Raw genomic sequence first — 23,923 nt, forward strand, 5'->3', positions numbered from 1 at the left:
TTTTTAAATATTTATTGTTAATCTTGTACAAGCGATTACAAGCTGCAAATATTCAAATTTTTTAAGCATAAAAAATCTGTTACTCTAAAATCAATTCATATTGAACGAACTTAAATTATCTTTAGAGAATATAAACCCAGCCGTATTGTGGGGTCCTAATAATGATCATTTTGAAATTATTAAGAAGCAATACCCTAAACTTAAGATTGTTGCGCGTGGCAGCGAAGTTAAAATTTTAGGCGATGATCACGAACTAACCGTGTTCGGAGAAAAATTTCAACATCTGCTAAATCACGTCGAAAAATTCGACAATCTCAATATTACCGACATCGAACGCATTCTTGGATCGAAGGTACAGCAACCTGTGACCGATCCTGCTGCGAACGATAAATCGACCACGGGCGAGGTCATCGTATTTGGCCCTAACGGTATTATGGTTAAGGCCCGCACGGCCAACCAGCGCCGCATGGTTGATAGCATCAACACCAGCGATATTTTGTTTGCCATTGGCCCTGCAGGTACGGGTAAAACTTATACCGCTGTTGCACTGGCAGTAAGGGCGTTGAAAAACAAGGAAATTAAACGGATCATCTTAACCCGCCCGGCTGTAGAAGCGGGGGAGAACCTTGGGTTTTTACCGGGTGATTTAAAAGAAAAGATCGATCCATATCTGCGTCCGTTATATGATGCGTTGGACGATATGATCCCGGCTGAGAAGTTGAAAACCTATCTGGAAAACCGTACTATTGAAATTGCTCCATTGGCATTTATGCGTGGCCGTACATTGGACAACTGTTTTGTAATATTGGATGAGGCGCAAAACGCCACCGATATGCAATTGAAAATGTTTTTAACCCGTATGGGCCCAACCGCAAAGTTCATTGTAACCGGCGACGTAACCCAGATAGATTTACCTAAAAAACAGCAATCTGGTTTACACACCGCCTTACGCATCCTTACCGACATTAAAGGCATCGACATTATTTACCTTACCGGCGAAGACGTGGTACGCCATAAACTGGTTCGGAAGATTCTGGAAGCCTACGGCGACATTCAATAATTAGATATGAGATGTGAGATATTAGATTTGAGATAAAACAGCTTAGTCTTATATTTGCATCTCATATCTAAATTTAGACAAGAGATGCTTTAAGATTATATGATTTTATGGCATCTCATATCTCATATCTAAAATCTCATATCTAATGTACGCTATAAAAGAAACACAGTTTAACTTTCCTAATCAAACATCATTTTACAAAGGGAAGGTACGCGATGTGTATACTATCAATAACGAATACCTGGTAATGGTGGTGAGCGACCGCATATCTGCTTTTGATGTGGTATTACCAGAGCCAATCCCTTACAAAGGCCAGGTGCTTAACCAAATTGCTGCCAAATTCTTAAAATCGACAGAAGATATTGTACCTAACTGGGTAGTATCTGTACCAGATCCAAGCGTTACTATTGGCCGTATTTGTGAGCCGTTTAAGGTAGAGATGGTGATCCGCGGTTATTTGGCCGGCCATGCATGGCGTGAGTATAGCGCAGGTAAACGCCAGGTTTGCGGCGTAAGCTTACCTGAAGGTTTAAAGGAAAACGATAAACTTCCTGAACCGATTATTACGCCGACTACTAAAGCATCGGTAGGGCACGATGAGGATATTTCGAGAGAAGACATCCTGGCTAAAGGTATTGTAAGCAGCGAAGACTACGAGCAGTTAGAAAAATATACACGTGCTGTATACCAACGCGGTACCGAAATTGCAGCTGCGCAAGATTTAATACTGGTTGATACCAAGTATGAGTTCGGCAAACATGATGGTACAATTTACCTGATTGATGAGATCCATACACCAGACTCTTCACGTTATTTCTACAGCGAAGGTTATGAAGAGCGCCAGCAAAAAGGCGAGGCTCAAAAACAGCTTTCGAAAGAATTTGTTAGAAAATGGTTAATTGAAAATGGTTTCCAGGGTAAAGATGGACAAACAGTGCCTGAAATGACACCTAAAATTATTGAATCAATCTCTGAAAGATATATCGAACTTTATAACAAAATAACCGGCGAAACCTTTGTTAAGCCAGAAGCAGGGGAGATATTGACAAGAGTTGAGAAAAATGTTACGGCTGCACTTGCTGCTTTGTAATTTTATTTATAACCAAAATAATTATATCTTAGCTTAATATTATAATCAGACAATAATGAAGTTTGCAATTGATAAACACGAGAAATACGTTGTGCTAAAGCTGAATGAATCGAAACTGAATTCATTGTTTACCCCGCAGCTTAAGTCAGAACTTATTCTTGTAAACGCCGAAGGGCAAAGGAATATTATCCTTGACCTGTGCCAGGTAAAGTTTGCCGATTCATCTGGTTTAAGCAGTTTATTGGTTGGCCACCGTTTATGTAAAAATGCCGAAGGTGTTTTTATCCTGTCTGGTTTAAGCGAAGCGGTTGCCCGTCTGATTACCATCTCTCAATTGGATAGCGTTTTAACCATTGTTCCTTCTGTTGAAGAAGCTGTTGACCTCGTTTTTATGGAGGAAATAGAAAAAGAACTAAAAAAAGAAGCAAAATAAGCCAAGTTATGTTTAGCCTTCATGAAGTTTGAAGTAACTATACTTGGCAGCAGCTCGGCAACTCCCATATATAACAGAAATCCTACTGCGCAGGCGCTTAATATTAATGAGCGTTTGTACCTTATTGATTGCGGCGAAGGCACTCAACAGCAAATGCTAAAGTTTGATGTAAAGGCTAGCCGTATTGATCATATCTTTATCAGCCATTTGCATGGCGATCATTATCTAGGCCTGGTAGGTTTATTATCTTCATTACATCTTAACGGTCGTGTAAAGCCGCTGAAACTGTTTGGTCCGCCTGCTTTGAAGGAGATCATAGATATTCAGTTTAAGTATTCAGAAACCACCCTGCATTACGAGCTCGAATTTTATCCCACTGATCCCAGCGGCCCGCAGATAATTCTGGAGAATCACGATATTATTGTAGAAACTATCCCGCTCGATCACCGCATTGCCTGTACTGGCTTTATTTTCAAACAAAAGAAAACACTGCGTAAACTGATTAAAGAGAAGATAGAAGCGCTTGAAATCCCGGTTAGTTTTTACTCACAACTAAAACGTGGATTAAATTATGTAGCTCCAGATGGTACAGTTTATCACAACGATGAACTCACCATTGATTCTGTTGCACCCAAAATGTACGCCTATTGCTCGGATACATTGTACAATCAACAATACTTTGAGCAGATAGCGAATGCCAATTTGCTATACCACGAAGCTACGTTTCTGCACAATATGCTAGACCGTGCCTTGCAAACACACCATACAACCGCATGGCAGGCTGCTGACGTAGCTTTACAGACTAATGCACAGCAATTACTCATCGGCCACTTTTCTGCGCGTTACAAGACTTTAAATGAGCTTTTGGATGAAGCCAGGAGCGTGTTCCCTAATACGGAACTTGCTATAGAAGGAAAAACGTTTACAATAGGAGCGTAGCTGCTATTGTAAACGTTTTGAAATAATCTCTTACTTATCTTTTTTACCAAACACCGAGAAGCTTACATAACGGCTTGGATGTGCTTTGATATCAATAAACAGATTGTTTAAGTTACCAGAAGCGGCGTTAAGATTTTTGTACATCTTATCGTCGTTAAGCAAAAGTGAGATAGAGCCGGTGCCATTGTTAATTTTGGCAATAGTAGCCTGTAGATCAGCAACGGCTTTGTTGGCATTATCCAGTGTTTGTTTAACGTTACCGTTAGCCAAATCTGTACTAAAGGTTTCGAAGTTGGTAGATACCGTTTGCAGGTGCCCCGTTGTAACCTTTAGGTTTGATGATACAACCTCGGCATTAGACATGATGTTATTGATATGCCCGCTTTGTGCGCCAACCAGGTTGTCAATTTTCTTAGTAGTCCCTTCGAGCGTTTGTAACGAGTTTGCAATGCTCAGGAAACTGCGGTCAACATTTTTCTGAAAATCAGGGTTCAGGATCTTGTTTACCGAACCCAAAGTCGAATCTAATTTAGCGATCAGCAACTCGGCTTTTCTTTGTATTGGCTGCAGGCTTTCGGCCAGGCTACCTTGTACGTCGGCACGGAGGGTGTCTTTATCATCCGCATACTCTTTACTGGTGCCCAGTTCAAATATAATGGCTTTGCCGCCTAAAAGGTCTGTACTTTCCAGTTTGGCCAAAGTATTAACCGGCACATTGTACTTATGCGAAACTTTAAATTCAACAATAGTACGCCCGTCGGGCTGCAGTTCCATTTTAGAAACCTTACCGATAGGGAAGCCATTAACCAACACAGGTTTAGAAACAGTTAAGCCTTCAACGCTTCTGTAAACGGCATAAAAGCGGTTATCGCTCGAAAATACGTCAGAACCTTTTAAGTAACTGTACCCTAATAATAATATAGTAATGGCTACTACAGTCAGTACGCCTACCTTGGTTTCGTTATTTATTTTCAAAATGTAGATGTTTTAGATTGAATATGTTTAGTTTGATTGTTCAAGTTCTGCCTTATACGTTTTTATTGATCTTATAATAGTGCTGATGATCTCGTTTTGCCCATCCTCAGAATTTAAGTAAGCTTCGTCTTTAGGGTTATTAATATATCCTGTTTCTACCAGCACGGCCGGCATTGCACTGTGGCATAATATTAAAATGCTTTGCTCTCTCACACCTTCGCTTGGCCGCCCGTCTGTCTCTTTAAATTCGTCGTTTAAAATGTTGGCCAGGCGGATGCTGTTTTTTCTGTACTTATTTTTAAACGCATTAAGTAAAATCATTTGGGTAGGGTCGTTAAAATCTACCGTACTTCCCCCATTAACATCTTTTTCCTCAATTAAGTTTTCCCTTATTGCAGCAGCCTCTTCATTATCGCCGCCTTTTTCGTTTCCGCCACGGTGAAAACCGTATACCAAAAGTAAAACGCCCCGGCCTGATTGATCGGGTACCCGTTTTTTGCGGCCGTTTACCGTAACAACCCGGTCAGATAATGAATTACAATGCAATGAGATAAAAAGATCGCCTTTAGCTTCGTTCGCAATATCAGAACGTTTTTGCCATAATATGTCATCATCTGTGGTGCGGGTCATCACTACTTTAACATCGGGCACATCTTTTTCTAACGCCTTCTGCAATTTAAAAGCCAATGCCAGCGTTACATTCTTTTCAACGGAATAATCGCCGGACGCCCCGGCTCTTTTTCCACCATGGCCAGCATCAACAACAATAGTTTTAACTTTATAGCCGTTGTAAACGGTGCTGTCTTTTTTAGCTGTATCTGGTAAAATTTTAAATGAAAACAATGGAATTGAAAACAGGAATATACAAGTACGGTAAATGAATCTTTTGAATGCTTTATTTTTCATTATTTTTGAACGCTGTTATTATCTGAACTGCAAAAATACTATTCGAAACTAATTTTGAAATTCGCCAGTCTAATTTTTCTCTTATCACTTGTTATCGCGGCGAATGTATCATTAGCTGCCAATTATAACGCTTTAAACAGGCATTTATTGGCAATTGATACAATTATCCAGCGAGACACACTACACAAAGCTAAACCCAATACGGGTAAAAAAGGCAAACCTGTAAAAGGGGCTAAGCCTGTTTCCGCAGCTAAAGATACATCTTCAAAATCAAATAGCCGACTTGAGTCGATGGTAAAATGGAGTGCTGAAGACTCTACTTACACCGATAATGACCATAATATTATGTATCTGTATGGTAAAGCACGGGTAACTTATGAAGATTTTGAGCTCGATGCAGATTTTATCAGGGTTGACCAAAAGAACCACCAGATATTTGCCAAAGGCCGGATAGACCCACGTACACACCGCTATGTAGGCAGGCCAATTACCAAGCAAAGAAACGATAAACCTGCCGCAGCAGATTCTATCTACTATAATTATGAAACCAAAAAAGGGAAAGTGTTTAACCCTGCATCTGAGCAGGGGGGCAACTTTGTTTCGGGTGGTTTAGCCAAAAAACTGAATGAAAACGAGGTGGCTTACCACAATGTTTTATACAGTACGTGCGATTTGCCTTATCCGGATACGCACTTTGGTATAGTAATTACCAAAGGTATTGCAGAGAAAAATCAAATTGTATCCGGGCCGGCTTACCTCGAAATTGAGGGCGTGCCATTACCTTTGGCTATACCATTCGGTTTTTTCCCAAAACCTAATACAAGAGCTTCAGGGGTTATATTACCTACTTTTGGTGAAGACCAGCAACGTGGCTTTTATCTGCAAAATTTTGGTTATTACGTTGGTATAAATGATAATATTGATTTAACCACTACGGGTTCCATATATACCAAAGGTTCGTATGAAATAGGTACAACAGCACGATATATTGTGCGCTACCAATATACCGGTACCGCCAGGTTTGACTATGCCTCAAATAACTACGGTAACCCGGGCGACCCTGCACGAAAAACATTTAACATCTTATGGTCGCACTCGCAAGATCCAAGTGCACACCCCGGCTCGGTATTCAGCGCCTCAGTTAACGCTGGTTCAAGCAGTTATTATTCAAACTCTGGTGCAAACCAAAATTATAACCTGCAACAAATTACACAAAACAACCTGCACTCCAGTATCGCGTATTCGAAAACCTGGGCGGGTTCTCCCTTCAACCTTTCTGTTAACTTAACGCACTCACAAGATCTGGCAAAGAAAACTGTTGATTTGGAATTACCGTCTTTTACGTTCAACATGGCCAGTATAAGTCCGTTTGACTCAAAAGACAGGGTGGGTGAACAAAAGTGGTATCAAAAAATAACCATAAGCTATAATTCATCAGGTACCAACAAGGTTTCAAGTTTGCCGGAGGATGAGCTTTTTCAGGGTGATATTTTAGCCAAACGTTTGCAAACCGGTTTTAAGCAAAACATACCTGTTAGCTTAAGCCTTACATTCCTTAAGTTTTTCCAGTTTAGCACAAACTTTAACTATACCGAGTATTGGAATATCCAGTCTATCAATGAAAAGTATGACCGTACCAGCCTTACCGGCAGTAATTTAATTATTGATACCATACCTGGCTTTAAACGGGCTGGCGAGTATACTTTGGGCGCTTCTGTATCGACAAAAGTATATGGTACCATGAATTTTAAAGGTAAGCTAAAGGCCATCCGTCATGTGATGACGCCGTCTTTAAGCTTTAACTACCGTCCTGATTTTGGCGATCCGAGTTATGGCTATTATAAAACAGCAGTTAGCCAGGCATCTGTACCATATCCATACCAGGCCACCAGTTATTCAATTTTTAATGGTACAGCGGTTGGTGGCCCCTCGCCGGGTAAACAAGCGGGTATAGGCTTTAGTCTGGATAATACGATAGAGGCCAAGGTACGCGCAAAAAGTACGGATACCTCCCAAACGGATAAGAAAATACAGATACTGCAGGGCCTAACATTTTCTACCTTTTATAATTTCGCGGCCGATTCAATGAAGTTATCGCTTATCTCATTTAGCGGGCATACGGCAATCTTTAATCAAAAGCTGAATATTAGCTTTGGTGGGGTGTTTGACCCGTATGTGGTAAATGTGCGCGATACCATTAGCGGAAACCAGATTCATAAATATGCTCAGCGTATAGATCGTTATACCTGGCAAAATGGCCAATTTCCAAGGTTGACTTCGTTTTTTGCATCGACGGATATTAGCTTAAACTCTAATGCTAAAACAGGTAACAGGCTTAACCCCAATGTGCAGAATGGTATAAATAATACCCTGGCGCAGGGGCTTACACCAGAACAGGCCGAGCGTTTAGCGTTGGTAAGCCAGGATCAAAGTGCGTTTGTTGATTTTAACGTGCCCTGGAATATTAACCTGAGCTATAGTTTCAACTATACTAACAACGTAACTTCAACATCGGTAACCAATACGATACAGGCCCGTGGCGATGTAAATATTACGCCAAAATGGAAGGTGACCTACTATTCGGATTTGGATATACGGAAGCAGAAGGTGAGTACCTGCCAGTTAGGTATTTACCGCGACTTACACTGCTGGGACCTTGCCGTGCAATGGATCCCGTTCGGTTATTTAAAAATGTACAGTGTAATGCTGCGTGTTAAGGCATCTATTTTACAGGATTTGAAACTGAGCAAACGAAGCGATTATACAAACAATCAATACTATAACCCTTACTACTAAATATGCTTGCAGAGATTATTACCATAGGGGACGAAATACTTATCGGCCAGATCATTGATACCAACTCGGCCTGGATGGCTACACGTTTAAATGAGGCAGGTGTGCGTATAAAGCAAATCTCATCTGTATCTGATGACAGGCAACATATTTTAAATGCCCTGGCCGAAGCTCAGCAACGCGCTGATGTTATTTTAATTACTGGTGGCCTTGGCCCAACCAAAGATGATATTACCAAAAAAACGCTTGCCGAATATTTTGGTGTAGGTTTTAAAACAGATGAAGCTGCGCTTGAAAATGTAAAGCAGATTTTTGCAAAATATAACCGCCCGCTACTTGATGTAAACGTTAAGCAGGCCGAGGTGCCCGAAAACTGTGAAGTAATACTTAACGGTAATGGCACAGCACCGGGTATGTGGTTTGACTACGAAGGAAAGATTTATGTTTCGATGCCCGGTGTACCGTTCGAGATGCAGTACATGATGCTGGAAACGGTTATACCTAAGTTGGAAGAAAGGTTTCAATTGCCTAAAGTGATCCACAAAACTATTTTAACAGTAGGAGAGGGTGAATCATTTTTGGCCGAAAGGATAGCTGATATTGAGAACAGCCTGCCACCAACCATTAAACTGGCTTATCTGCCTAAATTAGGCCAGGTACGATTAAGATTAAGCGGATACGAGGATAAAACCGGCGATCTGCAAAAACAGATAGATCATTACAGTGCGTTACTGGTTGAACGGATTGGCAAGGTAGTGGTAGCCGAAGAAGATATTGCTCTAGAGAAAGCGATTTTGAATAAAATGGCTGCCCGTAATTTAACCCTTTCTGTTGCCGAAAGCTGTACAGGAGGATATATTTCGCACCTGTTTACCCAACATGCAGGCTCATCTCAAGTGTTTTTTGGTGGTGCAGTTTCGTATTCTTACGAACTGAAAGAGAGTATTTTAGGCGTGAAGAATGAAACCCTTTGGCAATACGGCGCTGTAAGCGAACCAACTGTTACCGAAATGGTTGAAGGAGCGTTGCTTAATTTTAAATCTGACTATGCCATTGCGGTAACCGGAATTGCCGGTCCGGATGGCGGTATGCCTGATAAACCCGTTGGTACTGTGTGGATTGGTGTTGCCGGAGGCGGCAAAAGCCTGATCAAAAAGTTTACTTTCGGTAGCAAACGGATACAAAATATAGAGCGTACAGCTATAGCCGCTTTAGGTATGTTAAATACTTTATTAACAGAACTTGATTAAAAACGCCGAAATAGTTTAATTTTGACAGATTAACATTAGGAATTCATCTATGTCGAATTATCAGTTGTTGCTGCCAAAAATGGGCGAAAGCGTAGCGGAAGCAACCATCATCAAGTGGTTAAAGAACCCTGGTGATTATATTGAAGCCGATGAAGCGGTATTAGAGATCGCTACAGATAAGGTTGACTCTGAGGTGCCGTCGCCAGTGGCCGGTAAATTAACTGAGCAGCTTTTTAAGGTTGATGATGTAGTACAGGTTGGTGCAGCCATTGCATTAATTGAGGTTGAAGATAAAGCAGCTGTAAATAATGCGCCCGTACAGGCACCGGTACAAACTATACCAGAAACACAACCGGCACCAGTTCAAACACAAACTATTCCTGGCATAAACCAGCTTGAAGATAGAGCAAGTTCTGTACAACAGCCTGCTTTGCAAGAGGGCGGAAGCCAGTCTAATAAATTTTACTCACCGTTAGTAAAAAGTATTGCCGCGCAGGAAGGCCTGAGCATTGCTGTATTGGATACCATCACAGGTACCGGTGCAGATGGCCGCTTAACTAAAGATGATCTGCTGAATTATCTGCAAAATCATCGTAATGGTAAGCAACAGCCAATTCAGCCGGCTCCGGCAGCACCACAACAGCCTGCGCCGCAACCAGAGCAGCCACAAGCTACGCCGGTACAGCAACCACAAGCTCCATTGCAGCAGCCTTATGGCATGCCAATGCAACCGCCGGTTTACCAGCAGGCACCTTATGGTATGCCTGCACCAAGTATGTACCAGCAGGCGCCGCCTTATATCGTTTATCAGCAAATGCCGGTGTACTATGCGATGCCTCCGGGTTATCCGCAGCAACCATATCCACAACCCGAACCGCAACAACCGCAGGCACCTCCTGTAGTTAAAACTGTTTCGATAGGTGCTAATGATGAGATCATCGAGATGGACCGTATGCGCAAGTTGATTGCCGAGCACATGGTAAACAGCGTACAAACTGCACCACATGTTACTTCATTTATTGAAGCTGATGTTACCAATATTGTACAATGGCGCGAAAAAGCTAAAGCACAGTTCGAAACCAAATATGGCGAGAAGTTAACCTTTACCCCGATATTTGTTGAAGCGGTATCGCAAGCCATTAAGGCCATGCCGATGATCAATGTATCAGTAAACGGTACGCAGATCATCAAACGCGGGCATATTAATATCGGTATGGCAACAGCTTTGCCAAGCGGCAACCTGATTGTGCCTGTAATAAAAGACGCAGATCAGAAAAATCTTGTTTCATTAACAAAATCAGTAAACGATTTGGCTAACCGTGCACGTGGCAACAAGCTCCAGCCTGATGAAGTTAAAGACGGAACATTCACCATTACTAACGTAGGTACATTCGGTAACGTAATGGGCACACCAATTATTAATCAGCCGCAGGTTGCTATTTTAGCTATTGGTGCTATCAAGAAAAAGCCTGCCGTAGTTGAAACGCCTAACGGCGATATGGTAGCTATCAGACACATGATGTTCCTGTCGCTATCTTACGATCACCGTGTAGTTGATGGCGCTTTGGGCGGCTCATTTATTAAAAAAGTCGCTGATTACCTGGAGAGCTGGGATATTAATAAAGAGATATAACCGATTTCGGAATTCGGATGTTCGATTTCGGATTTAATATAAAGCAAGCAAGTCGTTTCAAAATGAAACGCCTTGCTTGCTTTATACTTTTTGTCATTGCGAGCGATAGCGTGGCAATCTCGTAGCCAATGCTTTTCGATTTACATAGCTATGAGATTGCTTCGTACCTCGTAATGACAAATTTTTAAGCCTTTATAGTTTTTATAAACTCATCAGTCCTCCCAAAAGAATAGCCTTTCTTTTGTCCCCAGGCAATAAAATCTGCCAATCTCTTTACAAAAGCATCTCCTGTATTTTTAACCACATAACCAGGGAAACCATATTTTTCTGGTTTATCCAGATCTGTAAATTCCCAGGGGTGGAAGTATAGGTTTAGATAGCCATCTTTACGATGTGCAGATGCACTCAGCCATTTCATAATACCCATTGGCAGGTTATGAAAGCTCAACCAAAATAACGGGAACCTGATTATTGGCGATACTGATGATGGCAACTGCAACACATTCTGAAAGTAAAACCATTTGCGTGGTTTACTAAAGTTATTGTACCTGCCCGGCAACCAGGTAGGGTTAATAGAAGAATTATAAACGTAACCTGCCTTTTCAATTTCTTTCTCATCAACCGGCATCATGCGGGCCATGCGGTAACCTATTACAGGCTTACCGGTCAGTTCTTCGAGTTTTAATTTGGATTGCAGCAGGTGCTCGGGTTTAAAATCTGAGTGATAGTAACCGTGCGATGCCACTTCGTGTCCCTGGGTAATAATATCGTTAATTACTTCGGGTTTGTTTACAGCATAGTTAGCAGTACAGTAGAAAGTTGCCTTTATGCCGGCTTCTTTCAGGATGTTTAATATTTTATAAGTGCCTTCTGTTGATACAGCCAATTGTTCGGGAAACGACAATTCTTTGTTGTATTCGAAAGGCATATCGAACTCTTCGATATCAAAGCTTAATAAGATCATTATTGATGCGTTGCAGATTAGTAGAACGGATAATATAATTTGGCCTTTGTTTAGATTGCATAAACAATTTGCCCAGGTACATGCCGATGATGCCGAGCACCATCAGTTGTACACCACCAAAAAAAACAATGGTAGCCAATAACGATGACCAGCCCGAAACCACGTGCCCGGTAAAGTAACTGATTAAAATATAGGGGATATACAAAACAGCCAATAACGAAAAGAATAACCCGATACCGGTTGCGATATACAGCGGCCTTACGCTAAAAGCAGTAATACCCTGTACAGCAAACTTTACCATCTTTTTAACAGTGTATTTGCTTTTGCCAGAGAAACGAGCCTCCGCCTGGTAATAAATGGCATATTGCTTAAATCCAAGCCATTTAACCAAGCCACGCATGAATAGGCCGTTTTCATTTAGGGTGCTTAGTACGTTGGCTACCTTACGGTCAATCAACCTGAAATCTGCAGTGCCTTTCTCCAGCTTAGTATCAGAGAGGGAATTGATCATTTTATAAAACAGATCAGATGATTTGGTTTTAAATATCGTGGCCTCATCCTGGTACTCACGGCATGTATAAACCACATCGTAACCTTCTTCCCATTTCTGCATAAATTGCGGAATCATTTCGGGCGGGTGCTGTAAATCGCCATCCATACTGATAATACAATCACCGTCTGCATAATCATAACCTGCTTTAAGAGCATTCTGGTGGCCGAAATTGCGCGACAATTCCAGGTAATAAAGGTTGTCATCGAGGTCGCTGATAGTTCTCAGCTTTTCAATCGTGCCGTCAGAACTGCCGTCATCCACAAAAATAACCTCGTAAGTATAAGGCAGGGTTTTTAATACGGCTATAAGTCGTGATGCCAGTATATCAATATTTCCAACCTCGTTGTAAGAAGGTATAACAACCGAAATCTTTTTCTTTATCATGATAAAACTACCTCTTCTGCTGAGCCCTTGCGGCTAAAGTTTCTTGTTAAAGTTTCGTAAATAATTCTCAACCAAATTACAAAGCAAGGTAGTGCTTTAAACGCATAAGGTTTTATATAGTGTTTGTTGATGTATTTCGGGAACAGGTCTGACGGTGATAAACTAGTGATCAACAGCGCAAATACCAGTAAAAAGATCTCAAATCCTGTAATCGGCCTATCCAAATTCATAAACCAAATTGCCACGCCCGTAAAAGCAATAATATAAGTAGGGGACTCAGACCCGGTACTGAATATTACCGTAAAAATAAGCGTAGAAGCCAGCAGCAAATATCTGAACTGCATATTGCTAAACCATTTGAAACGAAGATAAGCCGTTGCAAACAATAACAATCCCGGTAGAAGCACCAATGTATTAGAAAGCTGAGGATAGTTAAATACCCGCCTGATCATCCCCATTACAGAAATATCCTGCATGGTCGACATGGTGTTCTCACCGTTTTTATGCGATAAACTCTCATACCAATCCAGGTAAGATTGGTTTACAAAATGAGGCGATGATACCAGCATAGGCAATGCATATAACACTACCGACCATAGCGCGAAGCTCCAGATAAATTTCACCTTGTCTTTCGAGAAAAAGAAAAAAGCCAGGCCAACAATACCGTAGAGCTTTATTAACGTACCGGCAACAATGAGCAGCGTTGCCCAGAAATCCTGCTTTCGGTTTATAAATACAAAGCTTAGTATAATAATAGCTGCCATACTGGGGTTAAACTGAACGGCAAAGGCAGCTGTCATTAACTCATGTGCACAGATTAGTAATACAGCCAGTTGCTGGTTTAATGTGAATGGTAATTGCCGTATGGCTATGTATAATACCGATACATTAAATAACACCCATAAGATTACGCCTATGCTATCGGGAAGATAAGTAAAAGGAGCAATAAGCAAACCGAACAATGGCCCGTAGTGGTTAGTGTCAAAATAAAATTGGGGTTGTGGGGTATATAAGTTATGCTGGTTTAACAGGTTAACAAACGTATACTTATATATAAAGTAGTTGTTAATATGGTGATGCGCCGTTTGCTTAATAACAGCGGCCAGACTTAACCCGAACCATAAAATAGTAACAAAGTATTTGTTTAAAAGCAGCTTGCCCAGTTTTGACATTAATTAGGATTTGTCAGTTTCTTGTTACAAATATATAGATAAGGGAGGTAATATCTATATAACAAAGCTGCTATAAAAAAGAAAAGGTCCCGCTATTGCGGAACCTTTCTTTTAAAAACAACATCAGGAATCTTCACAATTAAGGCTATTTGCTTGCCCGCTTAACTGACCCCTCGTAACCGGGCAATAACCTTACCTGATAACAGATATACGGCATTGCCTGACGGTCAGATTTTTAAATGTCATTTTTTTGTTAAAAAACTAAGAAAACTAATTAAAACAAGGTTCTTATATGTTTTTAAGCAGATTGCTGCAGTTCAATGATCTTACCCTTTACATCTGTTTTAAAAAAAGAAGTCACAATATTGGTCAGTGATTCAGTCTCAATTAAAAAGCCATCGTGCCCGTAAAATGAATCCAATTCTGCAAAAGCTGCTTTTGGGATATGCTGAAACAGGTATTGTTGCTCTTCCAAAGGAAACAAAACGTCTGAGCGGATACCCACTACCAGCGTTTTAGCTTTAATGGTGCTCAGTGCCTTTTCAACGCTTTTGCGGCCACGGCCGGCATCGTGCGAATCCATTACTTTTGTTAAATACCAGTAGCTGTAGGCATTGAAACGGTTTACCAGTTTTTCGCCCTGGTAGCTTTGGTACGATGATGCTTTGAAATTATCGGTGACATCTGCATTCTCTTCTTGCTGGGTAAGCGAGTAAGTTTTGTAGTTACGGTACGATAGCAATGCAAAGCTACGTGCCGCCTTTAAGCCTTTAGCGCCACCTTTAGCGGTATTGGCATAGAAAGTACGGTCTGAAGTAATGGCTAATCTTTGCGATTCGTTAAAGGCAATGCCCCACGGCGAGTGTTTCGCGTTTGTAGCAATCAAAATCAGGTTCTTAATTCTTTCTGGTTGATCAATGCTCCATTCCAAAGCTTGTTGACCGCCCAGTGAGCCGCCGATAAGGATATGGATATTATCAATCCCCAAGCTATCAGCCAATAGTTGGTGCGCCTTAACAACATCGCGAATAGTGAACTGCGGAAAACTGAGATAATAAGGCTCGTTAGTATCGGGGTTTACAGATAGCGGATTGCTGGTGCCGTAAGGCGAACCCAGGATGTTAGCACAAACAATAAAATGTTCATCCGGGTTAAAGAAATTACCTTCGCCAAAAAAGCCTTGCCACCAGTCAAACACATCGGAATTTGCAGTGAGGGCATGGCATACCCACACTACGTTATCCCGATTCTTATTGAGCCTTCCATAAGTATGAAAACCTATTTCCAGCCCCTTTATTTTTTTACCCGATTCCAGAACAAATTCTTCCGGATGCTTATATATTTCAGTATTCATTGTATTCGTCGTCATATTCCTTTCCGCCAAAGGCGAAATGTTAGGAGAGATGTTATGCCAGCTCCAATTCAGATTTAGTTTCTTTTATTTTTGCAAAAGCCTGTTCAAAATCGGCTTTAATGTCATCTATATGCTCAATACCTACGGCTACACGTAACAGGGTAGGTGTAACACCTGCAGATAATTGCTCTTCATCACTCAGTTGTTGATGCGTAGTTGCCGATGGTTGGATGATCAGCGTTTTAGCATCGCCAACGTTAGCAAGATGGCTAACCAGTTGCAGGCTATCAATCAGAGTGCCGGCATTGGTCTTATCGCCCTTTAATTCGAATGATAATACAGCGCCGAAACCATTTTTTAAATACTTTTTAGCTAAAGCATGGTGCGGCGATGATGGCAAGCCCGGATAATTTACTTTAGCTACCTGTGGTTGTTGTTCCAGCCATTTAGCCAGTTCTAAAGTATTATCTACATGGCGTTGTACGCGTAGTGAAAGGGTTTCTAATCCTTGAATCAGTAAAAATGAATTGAAAGGTGATTGTGACGAACCAAAATCGCGCAGTCCTTCAACACGAGCGCGGATAATGAATTGAATATTACCAAAAGGGCCACCGATGCCAAATACATCAGCAAATACCAATCCGTGATACCCTTCAGACGGCTCAGTAAATTGCGGGAATTTACCATTGCCCCAGTTATAATTTCCACCGTCAACAATAACTCCACCTATAGATGTACCATGGCCGCCAATCCATTTGGTGGCAGATTCTACCACGATGTGTGCACCATGCTCTAAGGGGCGGAACAGGTAGCCACCGGCACCAAAGGTATTATCGACTATTAAAGGCAGGTCGTGCTTTTTAGCAACAGCTGCAACTTTCTCAAAGTCAGGGATACTAAAGCCGGGGTTGCCAATGGTTTCGAGGTAAATGGCTTTGGTTTTATCATCAATCAGCAGTTCAATATTTTCTGCTGTATCATCTTTGGCAAAACGGGCTTCAACACCGAGGCGTTTAAAGGCAACTTTAAACTGGTTATAGCTGCCTCCATAAAGAAAAGGAGAGGTAACGAAGTTATCACCGGTTTGCAGTATATTGTTAAGTGCGATAAATTGTGCCGCTTGTCCCGATGCTGTTGCAAGGGCCGCCACGCCACCTTCTAATGCTGCGATACGTTTCTCAAAAACGTCGGTAGTGGGGTTCATAATGCGGGTGTAAATGTTGCCAAATTCTTTTAATGCAAAAAGATTGGCGCCATGCTCGGCATTATTAAAAACATAAGATGTTGTTTGATATAGCGGCACTGCGCGTGAACCTGTTGTTGGGTCAGCCTGCTGGCCTGCATGTAGTTGTAGGGTTTCGAATTTTAATGTAGACATGGGGGATAGATTTAGTAGTTAAACAAAATGTTATAAACACACTATGGGATATAGGATATCCATGGAATACACGTACAGTTTCAGGAAGGAGAAAGGGAACGTGTTATTGCATTAGCAACAGCAACAACAAGTGTGCATACAGTTTTTTGCTCTAACCGGAATTAAAACAACTGAAGGACCTTGTTTAGGAGTTAAGTACTGCTGAAGAATGCGAATTAATTTTTCCATTTTATCATTTATATGCCCCGGGGTTAATTATTTCCGGGTCAGGAATTGGCACCTTCTCTACCTTTTAGAGGGTTGCCAGCGGGTTTTGGAGCCTGTTCTCTCGCCGCTTCTATATAAATCAAAAACCTTTGAGGGGAAATTGATCGTGGTACTACTACCAAATATTATTTCAAAGGTAGGGCAAACCAGATCATAATTCCAAATTAAATTTCAATTTTATTGAAATGTCATCGGGCGATGTACTAAGCACCATATCTTAACATAAAGATAACCTGCTGAAAAGAAACAAATTATAATCTTGCAACTTCCTAATTAAAAGCAGAAACCATGAACTATCCTATAGCCGGTTTAATAATAATACTTGTTATTGCAGGCATTATCTGGTTGGTGAAACGCAACCAAAAAGATGAGAAAGACTTCGAAAAAGAAATAGAGGAATCTGAAATTAAACCGGGTAAACACGAAGATCCGGGCGACCCGGTTTAATTTAGCAGGGAATATTATATCGTAGCTAATGTAGCAGACATGTCCTCAATCAGATCATCAATGTGCTCTAAACCAACAGATACGCGGATCAGGTTCTGAGGCGTTTTAGTGTCCGGCCCTTCTACTGATGCACGGTGCTCTATCAAGCTCTCTACGCCGCCTAAGCTTGTGGCCTGGGCAAATAGCTTTACCGTATTTACAACCTTTTTTGCTTCATCGGCACCGCCCTTAACCGTAAATGATAACATACCTCCAAAGGCCAGCATTTGCAGTTTAGCCAGTTGGTGCTGCGGGTGGCTTTCCAGCCCGGGGTACATTACAGCTTCAACTTTGGCATGTTTCTCTAAAAATTCGGCCATTAATTGTGCGTTGTTTACGTGGCCACGCATACGGTAAGGTAATGTTTTAATACTGCGGACTAAGAAATAACAATCCTGCGGAGATGGCACAGCACCACCCATGCTTTGCACATTGCGGATACGTTCCCACCATTCATCTTTCACCGGTGTAATTAAAACGCCGCCTGTAATGTCACTATGGCCGCCAATATATTTGGTTGATGAGTGCATTACTAAATCAGCCCCCAAAGTAAGCGGTAATTGACAGATAGGAGAGGCAAAGGTGTTATCAACCACAACCTTCAAATCGTGCGCATGGGCCAATTTTACCAGCGCTGTAATATTGCTTAGTTTTAATAATGGGTTAGATGGTGTTTCTATCCATATTAAGCCGGTATGCGGTTTAATAGATTGTTCAACCAGTTCCAAATCACTCAGATCGATAAAATCGAACCACAGTATGCCTGCAAAAAGTGTCTTCAACTGATTGCGCAAACCATGGTACATATCATCAGGCGCTATAATATGCGTACCTGGTTTTAATGATTGAAATACCGCCATGCCAGCTGCATTGCCTGATGAAAAAGCTGCTGCATCTTCGCCCAGTTCCAGCTTAGCCAAAACGTTTTCTAACTGACTGCGATTAGGGTTGGCAATGCGGCCGTACATATAACCGCCAGGGTAATCACCATCGGGGCCGCGCTCAAACGTGCTCGACATTACAATGGGTTTTATAACTGCTCTGGTGGTTTCGTCTGTATGGTTTCCTGCGTGGATGGCGATAGTCTCGATATGCATAGCGTCAAAATAAAGAAGAAAAATTCAGCTTTAACTGTAGCAGTCAAAAATATTACAACGTAATCATATACAAACGCACAAACCAAACCACACGTATGAGAAGAGTATTACTTTTATTACTAACGGCTATTACGCTGTTGAGCGCCTGCAAAAAAGATGGCATAGCTAAAAAAGACGAGTTTGAGGCCAGTTATGAAAAATTGCAGGACTTTAAGAAGTCGAGCGGTAACAGTTATACTTATATAGCCACATCAGGTTCTGTGTTTGGGTATTCAAGTACAACAACCGTAACAGTTATAAATGGTATTGTGGTAGGCCGCGATTACAAGGCTTACCGCTTAAATGACGCTCATCAATCTGTTTTGTACCTCAGTTTTACTGAAGATAAAAGTAGCATAGGTGCGCATACGCAAGGGCAGGAGGCACTTACGTTAGATCAGATCTATTCGAAAGCCAAAAACGAATGGCTTAAGGTTGATCGCAAAGCCAATGATATTTACTTTGAAACTAATGCAGATGGATTGATTGCCAACTGTGGTTATGTACCCAAAGGATGCCAGGATGATTGCTTTAACGGGATCACAATTTTATCCATACAGGCTACACCAAGGTTTGTAGTAAACTAACAATTTTATAAGCCGTTGTAACATTTGTTACAACGATGTGATGCGGATTAGTGCCTTAATTGTTACTTTTGCTAACAAAAAAGTGATTTAATGGACGCTGAACAACATCTACAGTTATTATTAAATGACACCCGCCTTCCCGACGAACTGAAACATATAGCCGGAAAAGTACTTAACAACGAACGCATTAGCTTTGACGAAGGGGTTACCCTTTACGAAAAAGGCGAGCTTGGCTACCTGGGTATCTTAGCCAATTACATCCGCGAAAAACGCCACGGAGATAAAACATATTTCAACAGAAATTTTCATATCGAGCCAACCAACCTGTGTGTTTACGATTGTAAATTTTGCTCTTACTCACGCCTGATCAAAGAAAGATCAGAAGGATGGGAATACACGATGGACGATATGCTGAACATCGTAAAAAAATACGATGGCGAACCGGTTACCGAAGTGCATATTGTAGGTGGTGTATTGCCGCAATACGATGTTCCTTTTTACGCAGAGCTTTTCCGCCGTATCAAGGCACATCGCCCCGAACTGCATGTAAAAGCATTAACCCCGGTTGAGTATCACTACATCTTTAAAAAAGCTAAAATTGATTATGCCACAGGTATGGCCCTGATGAAGGAAGCCGGACTGGAATCAATGCCAGGTGGTGGCGCCGAAATTTTCCACCCAGAAATCAGGGAGCAAATTGCCAAAGATAAATGTACTGCCGATCAATGGATCGATATTCATCGTGAATGGCATAAACTGGGCATGCGTTCAAACGCCACTATGTTATATGGCCATATCGAAGAATTCCGTCACCGTGTTGATCACATGGATCGCCTGCGCCAGTTACAGGATGAGACCGGAGGTTTCCAAACCTTTATTCCGTTGAAGTTCCGTAACAAGGATAACCAGATGTCGAACGTTGCCGAATCAACCGTTGTAGAAGATTTGCGTAATTACGCCATCGCACGGATCTACCTTGATAACTTCGATCATATTAAAGCCTATTGGGCAATGATAAGCCGTACTACAGCGCAACTATCACTGAATTTTGGGGTTGATGATATTGATGGTACACTTGATGATACTACCAAAATTTACTCAATGGCCGGTGCCGAAGAGCAAACACCTGGTATGAGTACTAAAGAACTGGTAAACCTCATTAAAAATGCAGGCCGTACCGCTATTGAGCGCGATACTTTATATAATGTAGTTACAGATTTTACCAACTACGATTTTCCGGAAGAGGCAAAACCACAGTTTTACCGTTTGCCGGTAGTTAACTAAGCATATACTTTATACAATAAATGGTTATTAAAACTTTATACATCGTTCGTCATGGACAAACTGATCTGAATAAGCAAGGGATAGTACAAGGGCGGGGGATGAATACAGATTTAAATGACGAAGGCCGCAAACAAGCTCAGCTATTTTTTAACTCATACGGTTATATTAATTTCGATAAGATCTATATCTCTACCCTTAAACGTACCCAGCAAAGTATCCAGGGTTTTATAGATAAGGGTATCCCTTACGAAAAGCTTTCAGGCCTCGATGAGCTGGCTTGGGGCATTCATGAAGGTCAGCCGAGCACACCAGAAACCAAAGCTGCGTTTTTACAACTGATGCGCGATTGGACTGCCGGTAGGCTTGATGTAAAGTTTGAAGGTGGTGAAAGCCCTAACGAGGTAAAAGCACGCCAGGAAGAAGCGTTGGAAACCATTATGAGCCATCCTGAAGAAAAGAATGTGCTGATCTGTATGCACGGCCGGGCCATGCGTTTATTGCTATGCCTGCTTACCGAGCAACCACTGACCAAAATGGAAAGCTTCCCGCACCAAAACCTGGTATTGTATAAAGTGACTTACAACGGCGAAAAATTTGAGATCGCCGATTTTAACAATTCTATCCATTTAAAATATTAATACACGTTTTGAATAAGATTCGCATATCGGCCGTTAGTTATACTAACACCAAGCCGTTTTTGTATGGTATTAACCATACCGATATTATTAATAAAATTGATCTGAGCCTGGATATTCCCTCAGATTGCGCCCAAAAACTAATTGACGACCGTGCTGATATTGGCCTCATTCCGGTAGCTGCTGCACTTAGTTTACCTGAATGGCACATTGTATCTAACTATTGCATTGGTGCCGTTGGCAAAGTTGATTCTGTTTTTATTTTCAGCAACTGCGCTATTGAGAATGTGAAGACTATTCAGTTAGATCCAGAATCGCGTTCATCAAATAACCTGGCCAAAGTGTTGATGAAAAATCATTGGCAGGTAGCGCCAGAACAGGTTATTAATGCAGAGGATTATGCCCAGTCTGGCGAACCATGCACCGCATTTGTACAAATTGGCGATCGCACTTTCGGTAAAAAAGATCAGTTTCCGTTTGTATATGATCTGGCCGAGGAATGGCAAAAATTAACCGGCCTGCCATTTACTTTTGCGGCCTGGATCTCAAATAAACCTATTCCGCAGGAATTTATCGATGAGTTTAACGAGTCATTGCAATACGGCTTAGATCATCGTGAAGATTTATTTAAAGAACTCCCGATGCGCGATGATTTCGACATTAGGGATTACTTAATGCATAAAATTGATTATCCGCTAACAGAAGACAAAAAGAAAGCGCTTTATTTGTTTCACGACTATATTATGGCGCTTTAGTATTAAGGAATTGCTAAATCTCGCTTAGGCGCAAACATTATTGGGTGGTATTTATTGGTTAAGTATTAAATTTAATCAAAATCAATAAATACCCCATAAATGGATACAAGATCATTAAAAGGCCAGGCTGCCCTGGTAACCGGGAGCGATAGCGGTATTGGTAAAGGTGTAGCCCTTGAACTGGCTAAAGCAGGTGCCAAACTGGTTATCAATTACGCACATAACCAAGATGCTGCCGACGAGGTAGTTAAAGAAATTACAGATGCCGGTGGCGAAGCCTACGCCTGGCAATGCGATGTAAGCCACGAAGAACAGGTGCAGGCCATGTTTCAGGAAATGTTTAAGCGTTATGGAACGATTGACATACTTGTAAACAACTCCGGCCTGCAAAAAGACTCCAAATTTGTTGATATGACGCTCGATCAATGGAATACCGTGATCGGGATAAACCTGACCGGGCAGTTTCTTTGCGCCCGCGAAGCAGCCCGTGAGTTTATCCGCAGGGGAGTTGTAGAGGGAGTGAGCAAAGCTGCCGGTAAAATTATCTGCATGAGCAGTGTGCATGAGGTTATTCCATGGGGAGGCCACGTTAACTATGCTACCAGTAAAGGCGGTATTATGATGATGATGAAAACATTGGCGCAAGAACTTGCCCCGCAAAAGATCAGGGTGGTGGGTATTGGCCCCGGTGCTATACAAACACCAATCAATAAAAATGCCTGGGATACCCCAGAGGCACTGAACAGCCTTTTAACTTTGATACCTTATAACAGAATAGGCCAGCCCGATGATATTGGCAAACTGGCCGCATGGCTGGCATCAGACGAGGCCGACTATATTACAGGTGTAACCATTTTCTGTGATGGCGGCATGACCCTATATCCGGGCTTTGCCGATAATGGTTGATCAATTTCGGATTTCGAATTTTCGATTTCGGATTTAAAACATAAAAGACGTAGAGACACAATACTTTGTGTCTCTTTTTTATTCTTAAACCTACTTACAATTGCGAGCGATAGCGTGGCAATCTCGTCGAAAGTATCTACAACTATTCTTCAATACCATTTTTTTATTCAGTATATAAGATCAATTATTCTTTAAATAGGAATGATTTTAAGTCAATTTTACTTATTGTAATACTTACACTATGTAATGGATAAATAGATATTGTAAAAACTACACTAAGTATCCATAAAAAACATTACCATATTGTAAAAATAACACTAAGTATGGGCTCTGTTTTTGAAAATCTTCAAACAAAATCACATTAATTATTAATTTTTCATAAAAGTGAAAATTTATTTATGAAATATGTATTTCGTGTGTACATTTGTTACGGATTTAAAAAACAAGACAATGAAAAAATTGATTTTAACCGTAGCTATTGCTGCAACCTTAGGCACTGCCGCATTTGCGAACGAAGGCACTAAAACTGCTGCTAAAAATACAAGTAACGTTTCTTACCAGGTACTGAATCAATTCGATGTTCAGTTCCAAAATGCAGAAAACGTTAGCTGGTCAAACACTTCAAACGGTCAGAAAGCTGACTTCGTTGTTGATGATGTTAAAATGACTGCTTTTTATGATAACCGTGGCCAGTTCATGGGTACTACAGAAAATATCGATTTCAAAAAATTACCTGCTGCAGCTAAAAAAGAAATCACTGAAAAATATAAAGGTTATGCAGTTGGCGAAGTGATCAAATTCCAAAGCAATGACACTGCTCCAAGCTCATTAGACCGTTTAGTTAGCGACAGCGATCCATTAGCTTACTTCGTTGACCTTAAAAACGATAAAGAAGAAATTTTAGTAAGAGTTACTCCTCAGGCTAACGTTTACTTCTACAAACAAATCAAATAATTTTCCAGTATATATTTTAAAGCGATATG

Annotated in this window: 22 protein-coding genes and 1 riboswitch; of the genes, 14 read left to right on the top strand and 8 right to left on the bottom strand. The window is 41.2% G+C overall.

Annotated features, from left to right (window positions below; genetic code table 11):
• Window positions 1-100 precede the first annotated feature (100 nt).
• The 4 genes from PQO05_RS14540 (at window position 101) to PQO05_RS14555 (ending at window position 3,522) form a co-directional block, all read left to right on the top strand.
• Window positions 101-1,060: a PhoH family protein gene (locus PQO05_RS14540; protein ID WP_273628041.1), complete on the top strand. Its 960-nt coding sequence runs from the start codon at window positions 101-103 to the stop codon at window positions 1,058-1,060.
• A 145-nt stretch (window positions 1,061-1,205) separates the two neighbouring features.
• Window positions 1,206-2,150: a phosphoribosylaminoimidazolesuccinocarboxamide synthase gene (locus tag PQO05_RS14545; RefSeq protein WP_273628042.1), complete on the top strand. Its 945-nt coding sequence runs from the start codon at window positions 1,206-1,208 to the stop codon at window positions 2,148-2,150.
• 55 nt (window positions 2,151-2,205) lie between these two features.
• Window positions 2,206-2,583 carry an STAS domain-containing protein gene (locus PQO05_RS14550; protein ID WP_273628043.1) on the top strand — a complete coding sequence of 126 codons (378 nt, stop codon included), beginning with the start codon at window positions 2,206-2,208 and terminating at the stop codon, window positions 2,581-2,583.
• A 21-nt stretch (window positions 2,584-2,604) separates the two neighbouring features.
• Window positions 2,605-3,522, top strand: coding sequence for a ribonuclease Z (locus PQO05_RS14555; RefSeq protein WP_273628044.1), 918 nt, complete (start codon window positions 2,605-2,607; stop codon window positions 3,520-3,522).
• 30 nt (window positions 3,523-3,552) lie between these two features.
• On the opposite strand, the gene PQO05_RS14560 is transcribed toward PQO05_RS14555, so the two are convergent.
• Together PQO05_RS14560 and PQO05_RS14565 are read right to left on the bottom strand one after the other, a co-directional pair.
• The gene (locus PQO05_RS14560; RefSeq protein WP_273628045.1) at window positions 3,553-4,497 is read right to left on the bottom strand and encodes an MlaD family protein; all 945 of its coding nucleotides are present in this window, start codon (window positions 4,495-4,497) and stop codon (window positions 3,553-3,555) included.
• Window positions 4,498-4,524: 27 nt separating this feature from the next.
• Window positions 4,525-5,403, bottom strand: coding sequence for an N-acetylmuramoyl-L-alanine amidase family protein (locus tag PQO05_RS14565; protein WP_273628046.1), 879 nt, complete (start codon window positions 5,401-5,403; stop codon window positions 4,525-4,527).
• 147 nt (window positions 5,404-5,550) lie between these two features.
• Here PQO05_RS14565 and PQO05_RS14570 point away from each other — a divergent pair, with 147 nt between their 5' ends.
• The 3 genes from PQO05_RS14570 to PQO05_RS14580 are packed head-to-tail and all read left to right on the top strand — an operon-like array spanning window position 5,551 to window position 11,079.
• Window positions 5,551-8,199 (top strand): putative LPS assembly protein LptD, encoded by a 2,649-nt coding sequence (locus PQO05_RS14570; protein ID WP_273628047.1) that lies wholly within the window; start codon window positions 5,551-5,553, stop codon window positions 8,197-8,199.
• Between the two features lie 2 nt (window positions 8,200-8,201).
• Window positions 8,202-9,446, top strand: coding sequence for a competence/damage-inducible protein A (locus PQO05_RS14575; protein WP_273628048.1), 1,245 nt, complete (start codon window positions 8,202-8,204; stop codon window positions 9,444-9,446).
• Between the two features lie 49 nt (window positions 9,447-9,495).
• Window positions 9,496-11,079 carry a dihydrolipoamide acetyltransferase family protein gene (locus tag PQO05_RS14580; RefSeq protein WP_273628049.1) on the top strand — a complete coding sequence of 528 codons (1,584 nt, stop codon included), beginning with the start codon at window positions 9,496-9,498 and terminating at the stop codon, window positions 11,077-11,079.
• Between the two features lie 184 nt (window positions 11,080-11,263).
• On the opposite strand, the gene PQO05_RS14585 is transcribed toward PQO05_RS14580, so the two are convergent.
• The 5 genes from PQO05_RS14585 to PQO05_RS14605 form a co-directional block, all read right to left on the bottom strand.
• Window positions 11,264-12,043 carry a polysaccharide deacetylase family protein gene (locus PQO05_RS14585; protein WP_273628050.1) on the bottom strand — a complete coding sequence of 260 codons (780 nt, stop codon included), beginning with the start codon at window positions 12,041-12,043 and terminating at the stop codon, window positions 11,264-11,266.
• Window positions 12,024-12,980 carry a glycosyltransferase family 2 protein gene (locus PQO05_RS14590; RefSeq protein WP_273628051.1) on the bottom strand — a complete coding sequence of 319 codons (957 nt, stop codon included), beginning with the start codon at window positions 12,978-12,980 and terminating at the stop codon, window positions 12,024-12,026. Before PQO05_RS14590 ends, PQO05_RS14585 begins: the two co-directional genes overlap by 20 nt.
• Window positions 12,977-14,152 (bottom strand): glycosyltransferase family 87 protein, encoded by a 1,176-nt coding sequence (locus tag PQO05_RS14595; protein WP_273628052.1) that lies wholly within the window; start codon window positions 14,150-14,152, stop codon window positions 12,977-12,979. Before PQO05_RS14595 ends, PQO05_RS14590 begins: the two co-directional genes overlap by 4 nt.
• A gap of 298 nt (window positions 14,153-14,450) precedes the next feature.
• Window positions 14,451-15,506, bottom strand: a complete 1,056-nt coding sequence (locus PQO05_RS14600) for a homoserine O-acetyltransferase family protein (protein ID WP_273628053.1) — start codon at window positions 15,504-15,506, stop codon at window positions 14,451-14,453.
• 52 nt (window positions 15,507-15,558) lie between these two features.
• Window positions 15,559-16,884 (bottom strand): O-acetylhomoserine aminocarboxypropyltransferase/cysteine synthase family protein, encoded by a 1,326-nt coding sequence (locus PQO05_RS14605; protein WP_273628054.1) that lies wholly within the window; start codon window positions 16,882-16,884, stop codon window positions 15,559-15,561.
• 233 nt (window positions 16,885-17,117) lie between these two features.
• Window positions 17,118-17,232: riboswitch (SAM riboswitch) on the bottom strand.
• A gap of 207 nt (window positions 17,233-17,439) precedes the next feature.
• On the opposite strand from PQO05_RS14605, the gene PQO05_RS14610 reads away from it, so the two are divergent.
• Window positions 17,440-17,598, top strand: coding sequence for a hypothetical protein (locus PQO05_RS14610; RefSeq protein WP_273628055.1), 159 nt, complete (start codon window positions 17,440-17,442; stop codon window positions 17,596-17,598).
• A 14-nt stretch (window positions 17,599-17,612) separates the two neighbouring features.
• Here PQO05_RS14610 and PQO05_RS14615 read toward each other — a convergent pair whose 3' ends face one another.
• Window positions 17,613-18,734 (bottom strand): trans-sulfuration enzyme family protein, encoded by a 1,122-nt coding sequence (locus PQO05_RS14615; RefSeq protein ID WP_273628056.1) that lies wholly within the window; start codon window positions 18,732-18,734, stop codon window positions 17,613-17,615.
• A gap of 95 nt (window positions 18,735-18,829) precedes the next feature.
• On the opposite strand from PQO05_RS14615, the gene PQO05_RS14620 reads away from it, so the two are divergent.
• From PQO05_RS14620 to PQO05_RS14645, 6 genes are all read left to right on the top strand, one after another.
• Complete coding sequence (locus PQO05_RS14620) at window positions 18,830-19,360, top strand: hypothetical protein (RefSeq protein ID WP_273628057.1); 531 nt, start codon at window positions 18,830-18,832, stop codon at window positions 19,358-19,360.
• Window positions 19,361-19,450: 90 nt separating this feature from the next.
• A complete protein-coding gene (gene mqnE / locus PQO05_RS14625) occupies window positions 19,451-20,644 on the top strand; it encodes an aminofutalosine synthase MqnE (protein ID WP_273628058.1) in 1,194 nt (397 codons plus the stop codon).
• Between the two features lie 20 nt (window positions 20,645-20,664).
• The gene (locus PQO05_RS14630) at window positions 20,665-21,282 is read left to right on the top strand and encodes a histidine phosphatase family protein (protein ID WP_273628059.1); all 618 of its coding nucleotides are present in this window, start codon (window positions 20,665-20,667) and stop codon (window positions 21,280-21,282) included.
• A gap of 8 nt (window positions 21,283-21,290) precedes the next feature.
• Window positions 21,291-22,034, top strand: coding sequence for a menaquinone biosynthetic enzyme MqnA/MqnD family protein (locus PQO05_RS14635; RefSeq protein ID WP_273628060.1), 744 nt, complete (start codon window positions 21,291-21,293; stop codon window positions 22,032-22,034).
• A 99-nt stretch (window positions 22,035-22,133) separates the two neighbouring features.
• The gene (locus tag PQO05_RS14640; protein WP_273628061.1) at window positions 22,134-22,940 is read left to right on the top strand and encodes an SDR family oxidoreductase; all 807 of its coding nucleotides are present in this window, start codon (window positions 22,134-22,136) and stop codon (window positions 22,938-22,940) included.
• A gap of 450 nt (window positions 22,941-23,390) precedes the next feature.
• The gene (locus PQO05_RS14645) at window positions 23,391-23,894 is read left to right on the top strand and encodes a hypothetical protein (RefSeq protein ID WP_273628062.1); all 504 of its coding nucleotides are present in this window, start codon (window positions 23,391-23,393) and stop codon (window positions 23,892-23,894) included.
• Window positions 23,895-23,923: the final 29 nt, after the last annotated feature.

It is taken from the genome of Mucilaginibacter jinjuensis (genome assembly GCF_028596025.1).
Taxonomy (GTDB): domain Bacteria; phylum Bacteroidota; class Bacteroidia; order Sphingobacteriales; family Sphingobacteriaceae; genus Mucilaginibacter; species Mucilaginibacter jinjuensis.

Coding starts and splice junctions, on each gene's coding strand:
- PQO05_RS14545 (WP_273628042.1), top strand. CDS start 1,206: ATGTACGCTATAAAAGAAACACAGTTTAACTTTCCTAATCAAACATCA.
- PQO05_RS14550 (WP_273628043.1), top strand. CDS start 2,206: ATGAAGTTTGCAATTGATAAACACGAGAAATACGTTGTGCTAAAGCTG.
- PQO05_RS14555 (WP_273628044.1), top strand. CDS start 2,605: ATGAAGTTTGAAGTAACTATACTTGGCAGCAGCTCGGCAACTCCCATA.
- PQO05_RS14565 (WP_273628046.1), bottom strand. CDS start 5,403: ATGAAAAATAAAGCATTCAAAAGATTCATTTACCGTACTTGTATATTC.
- PQO05_RS14575 (WP_273628048.1), top strand. CDS start 8,202: ATGCTTGCAGAGATTATTACCATAGGGGACGAAATACTTATCGGCCAG.
- PQO05_RS14580 (WP_273628049.1), top strand. CDS start 9,496: ATGTCGAATTATCAGTTGTTGCTGCCAAAAATGGGCGAAAGCGTAGCG.
- PQO05_RS14585 (WP_273628050.1), bottom strand. CDS start 12,043: ATGATCTTATTAAGCTTTGATATCGAAGAGTTCGATATGCCTTTCGAA.
- PQO05_RS14590 (WP_273628051.1), bottom strand. CDS start 12,980: ATGATAAAGAAAAAGATTTCGGTTGTTATACCTTCTTACAACGAGGTT.
- PQO05_RS14595 (WP_273628052.1), bottom strand. CDS start 14,152: ATGTCAAAACTGGGCAAGCTGCTTTTAAACAAATACTTTGTTACTATT.
- PQO05_RS14600 (WP_273628053.1), bottom strand. CDS start 15,506: ATGAATACTGAAATATATAAGCATCCGGAAGAATTTGTTCTGGAATCG.
- PQO05_RS14605 (WP_273628054.1), bottom strand. CDS start 16,884: ATGTCTACATTAAAATTCGAAACCCTACAACTACATGCAGGCCAGCAG.
- PQO05_RS14610 (WP_273628055.1), top strand. CDS start 17,440: ATGAACTATCCTATAGCCGGTTTAATAATAATACTTGTTATTGCAGGC.
- PQO05_RS14615 (WP_273628056.1), bottom strand. CDS start 18,734: ATGCATATCGAGACTATCGCCATCCACGCAGGAAACCATACAGACGAA.
- PQO05_RS14620 (WP_273628057.1), top strand. CDS start 18,830: ATGAGAAGAGTATTACTTTTATTACTAACGGCTATTACGCTGTTGAGC.
- mqnE (WP_273628058.1), top strand. CDS start 19,451: ATGGACGCTGAACAACATCTACAGTTATTATTAAATGACACCCGCCTT.
- PQO05_RS14630 (WP_273628059.1), top strand. CDS start 20,665: ATGGTTATTAAAACTTTATACATCGTTCGTCATGGACAAACTGATCTG.
- PQO05_RS14640 (WP_273628061.1), top strand. CDS start 22,134: ATGGATACAAGATCATTAAAAGGCCAGGCTGCCCTGGTAACCGGGAGC.
- PQO05_RS14645 (WP_273628062.1), top strand. CDS start 23,391: ATGAAAAAATTGATTTTAACCGTAGCTATTGCTGCAACCTTAGGCACT.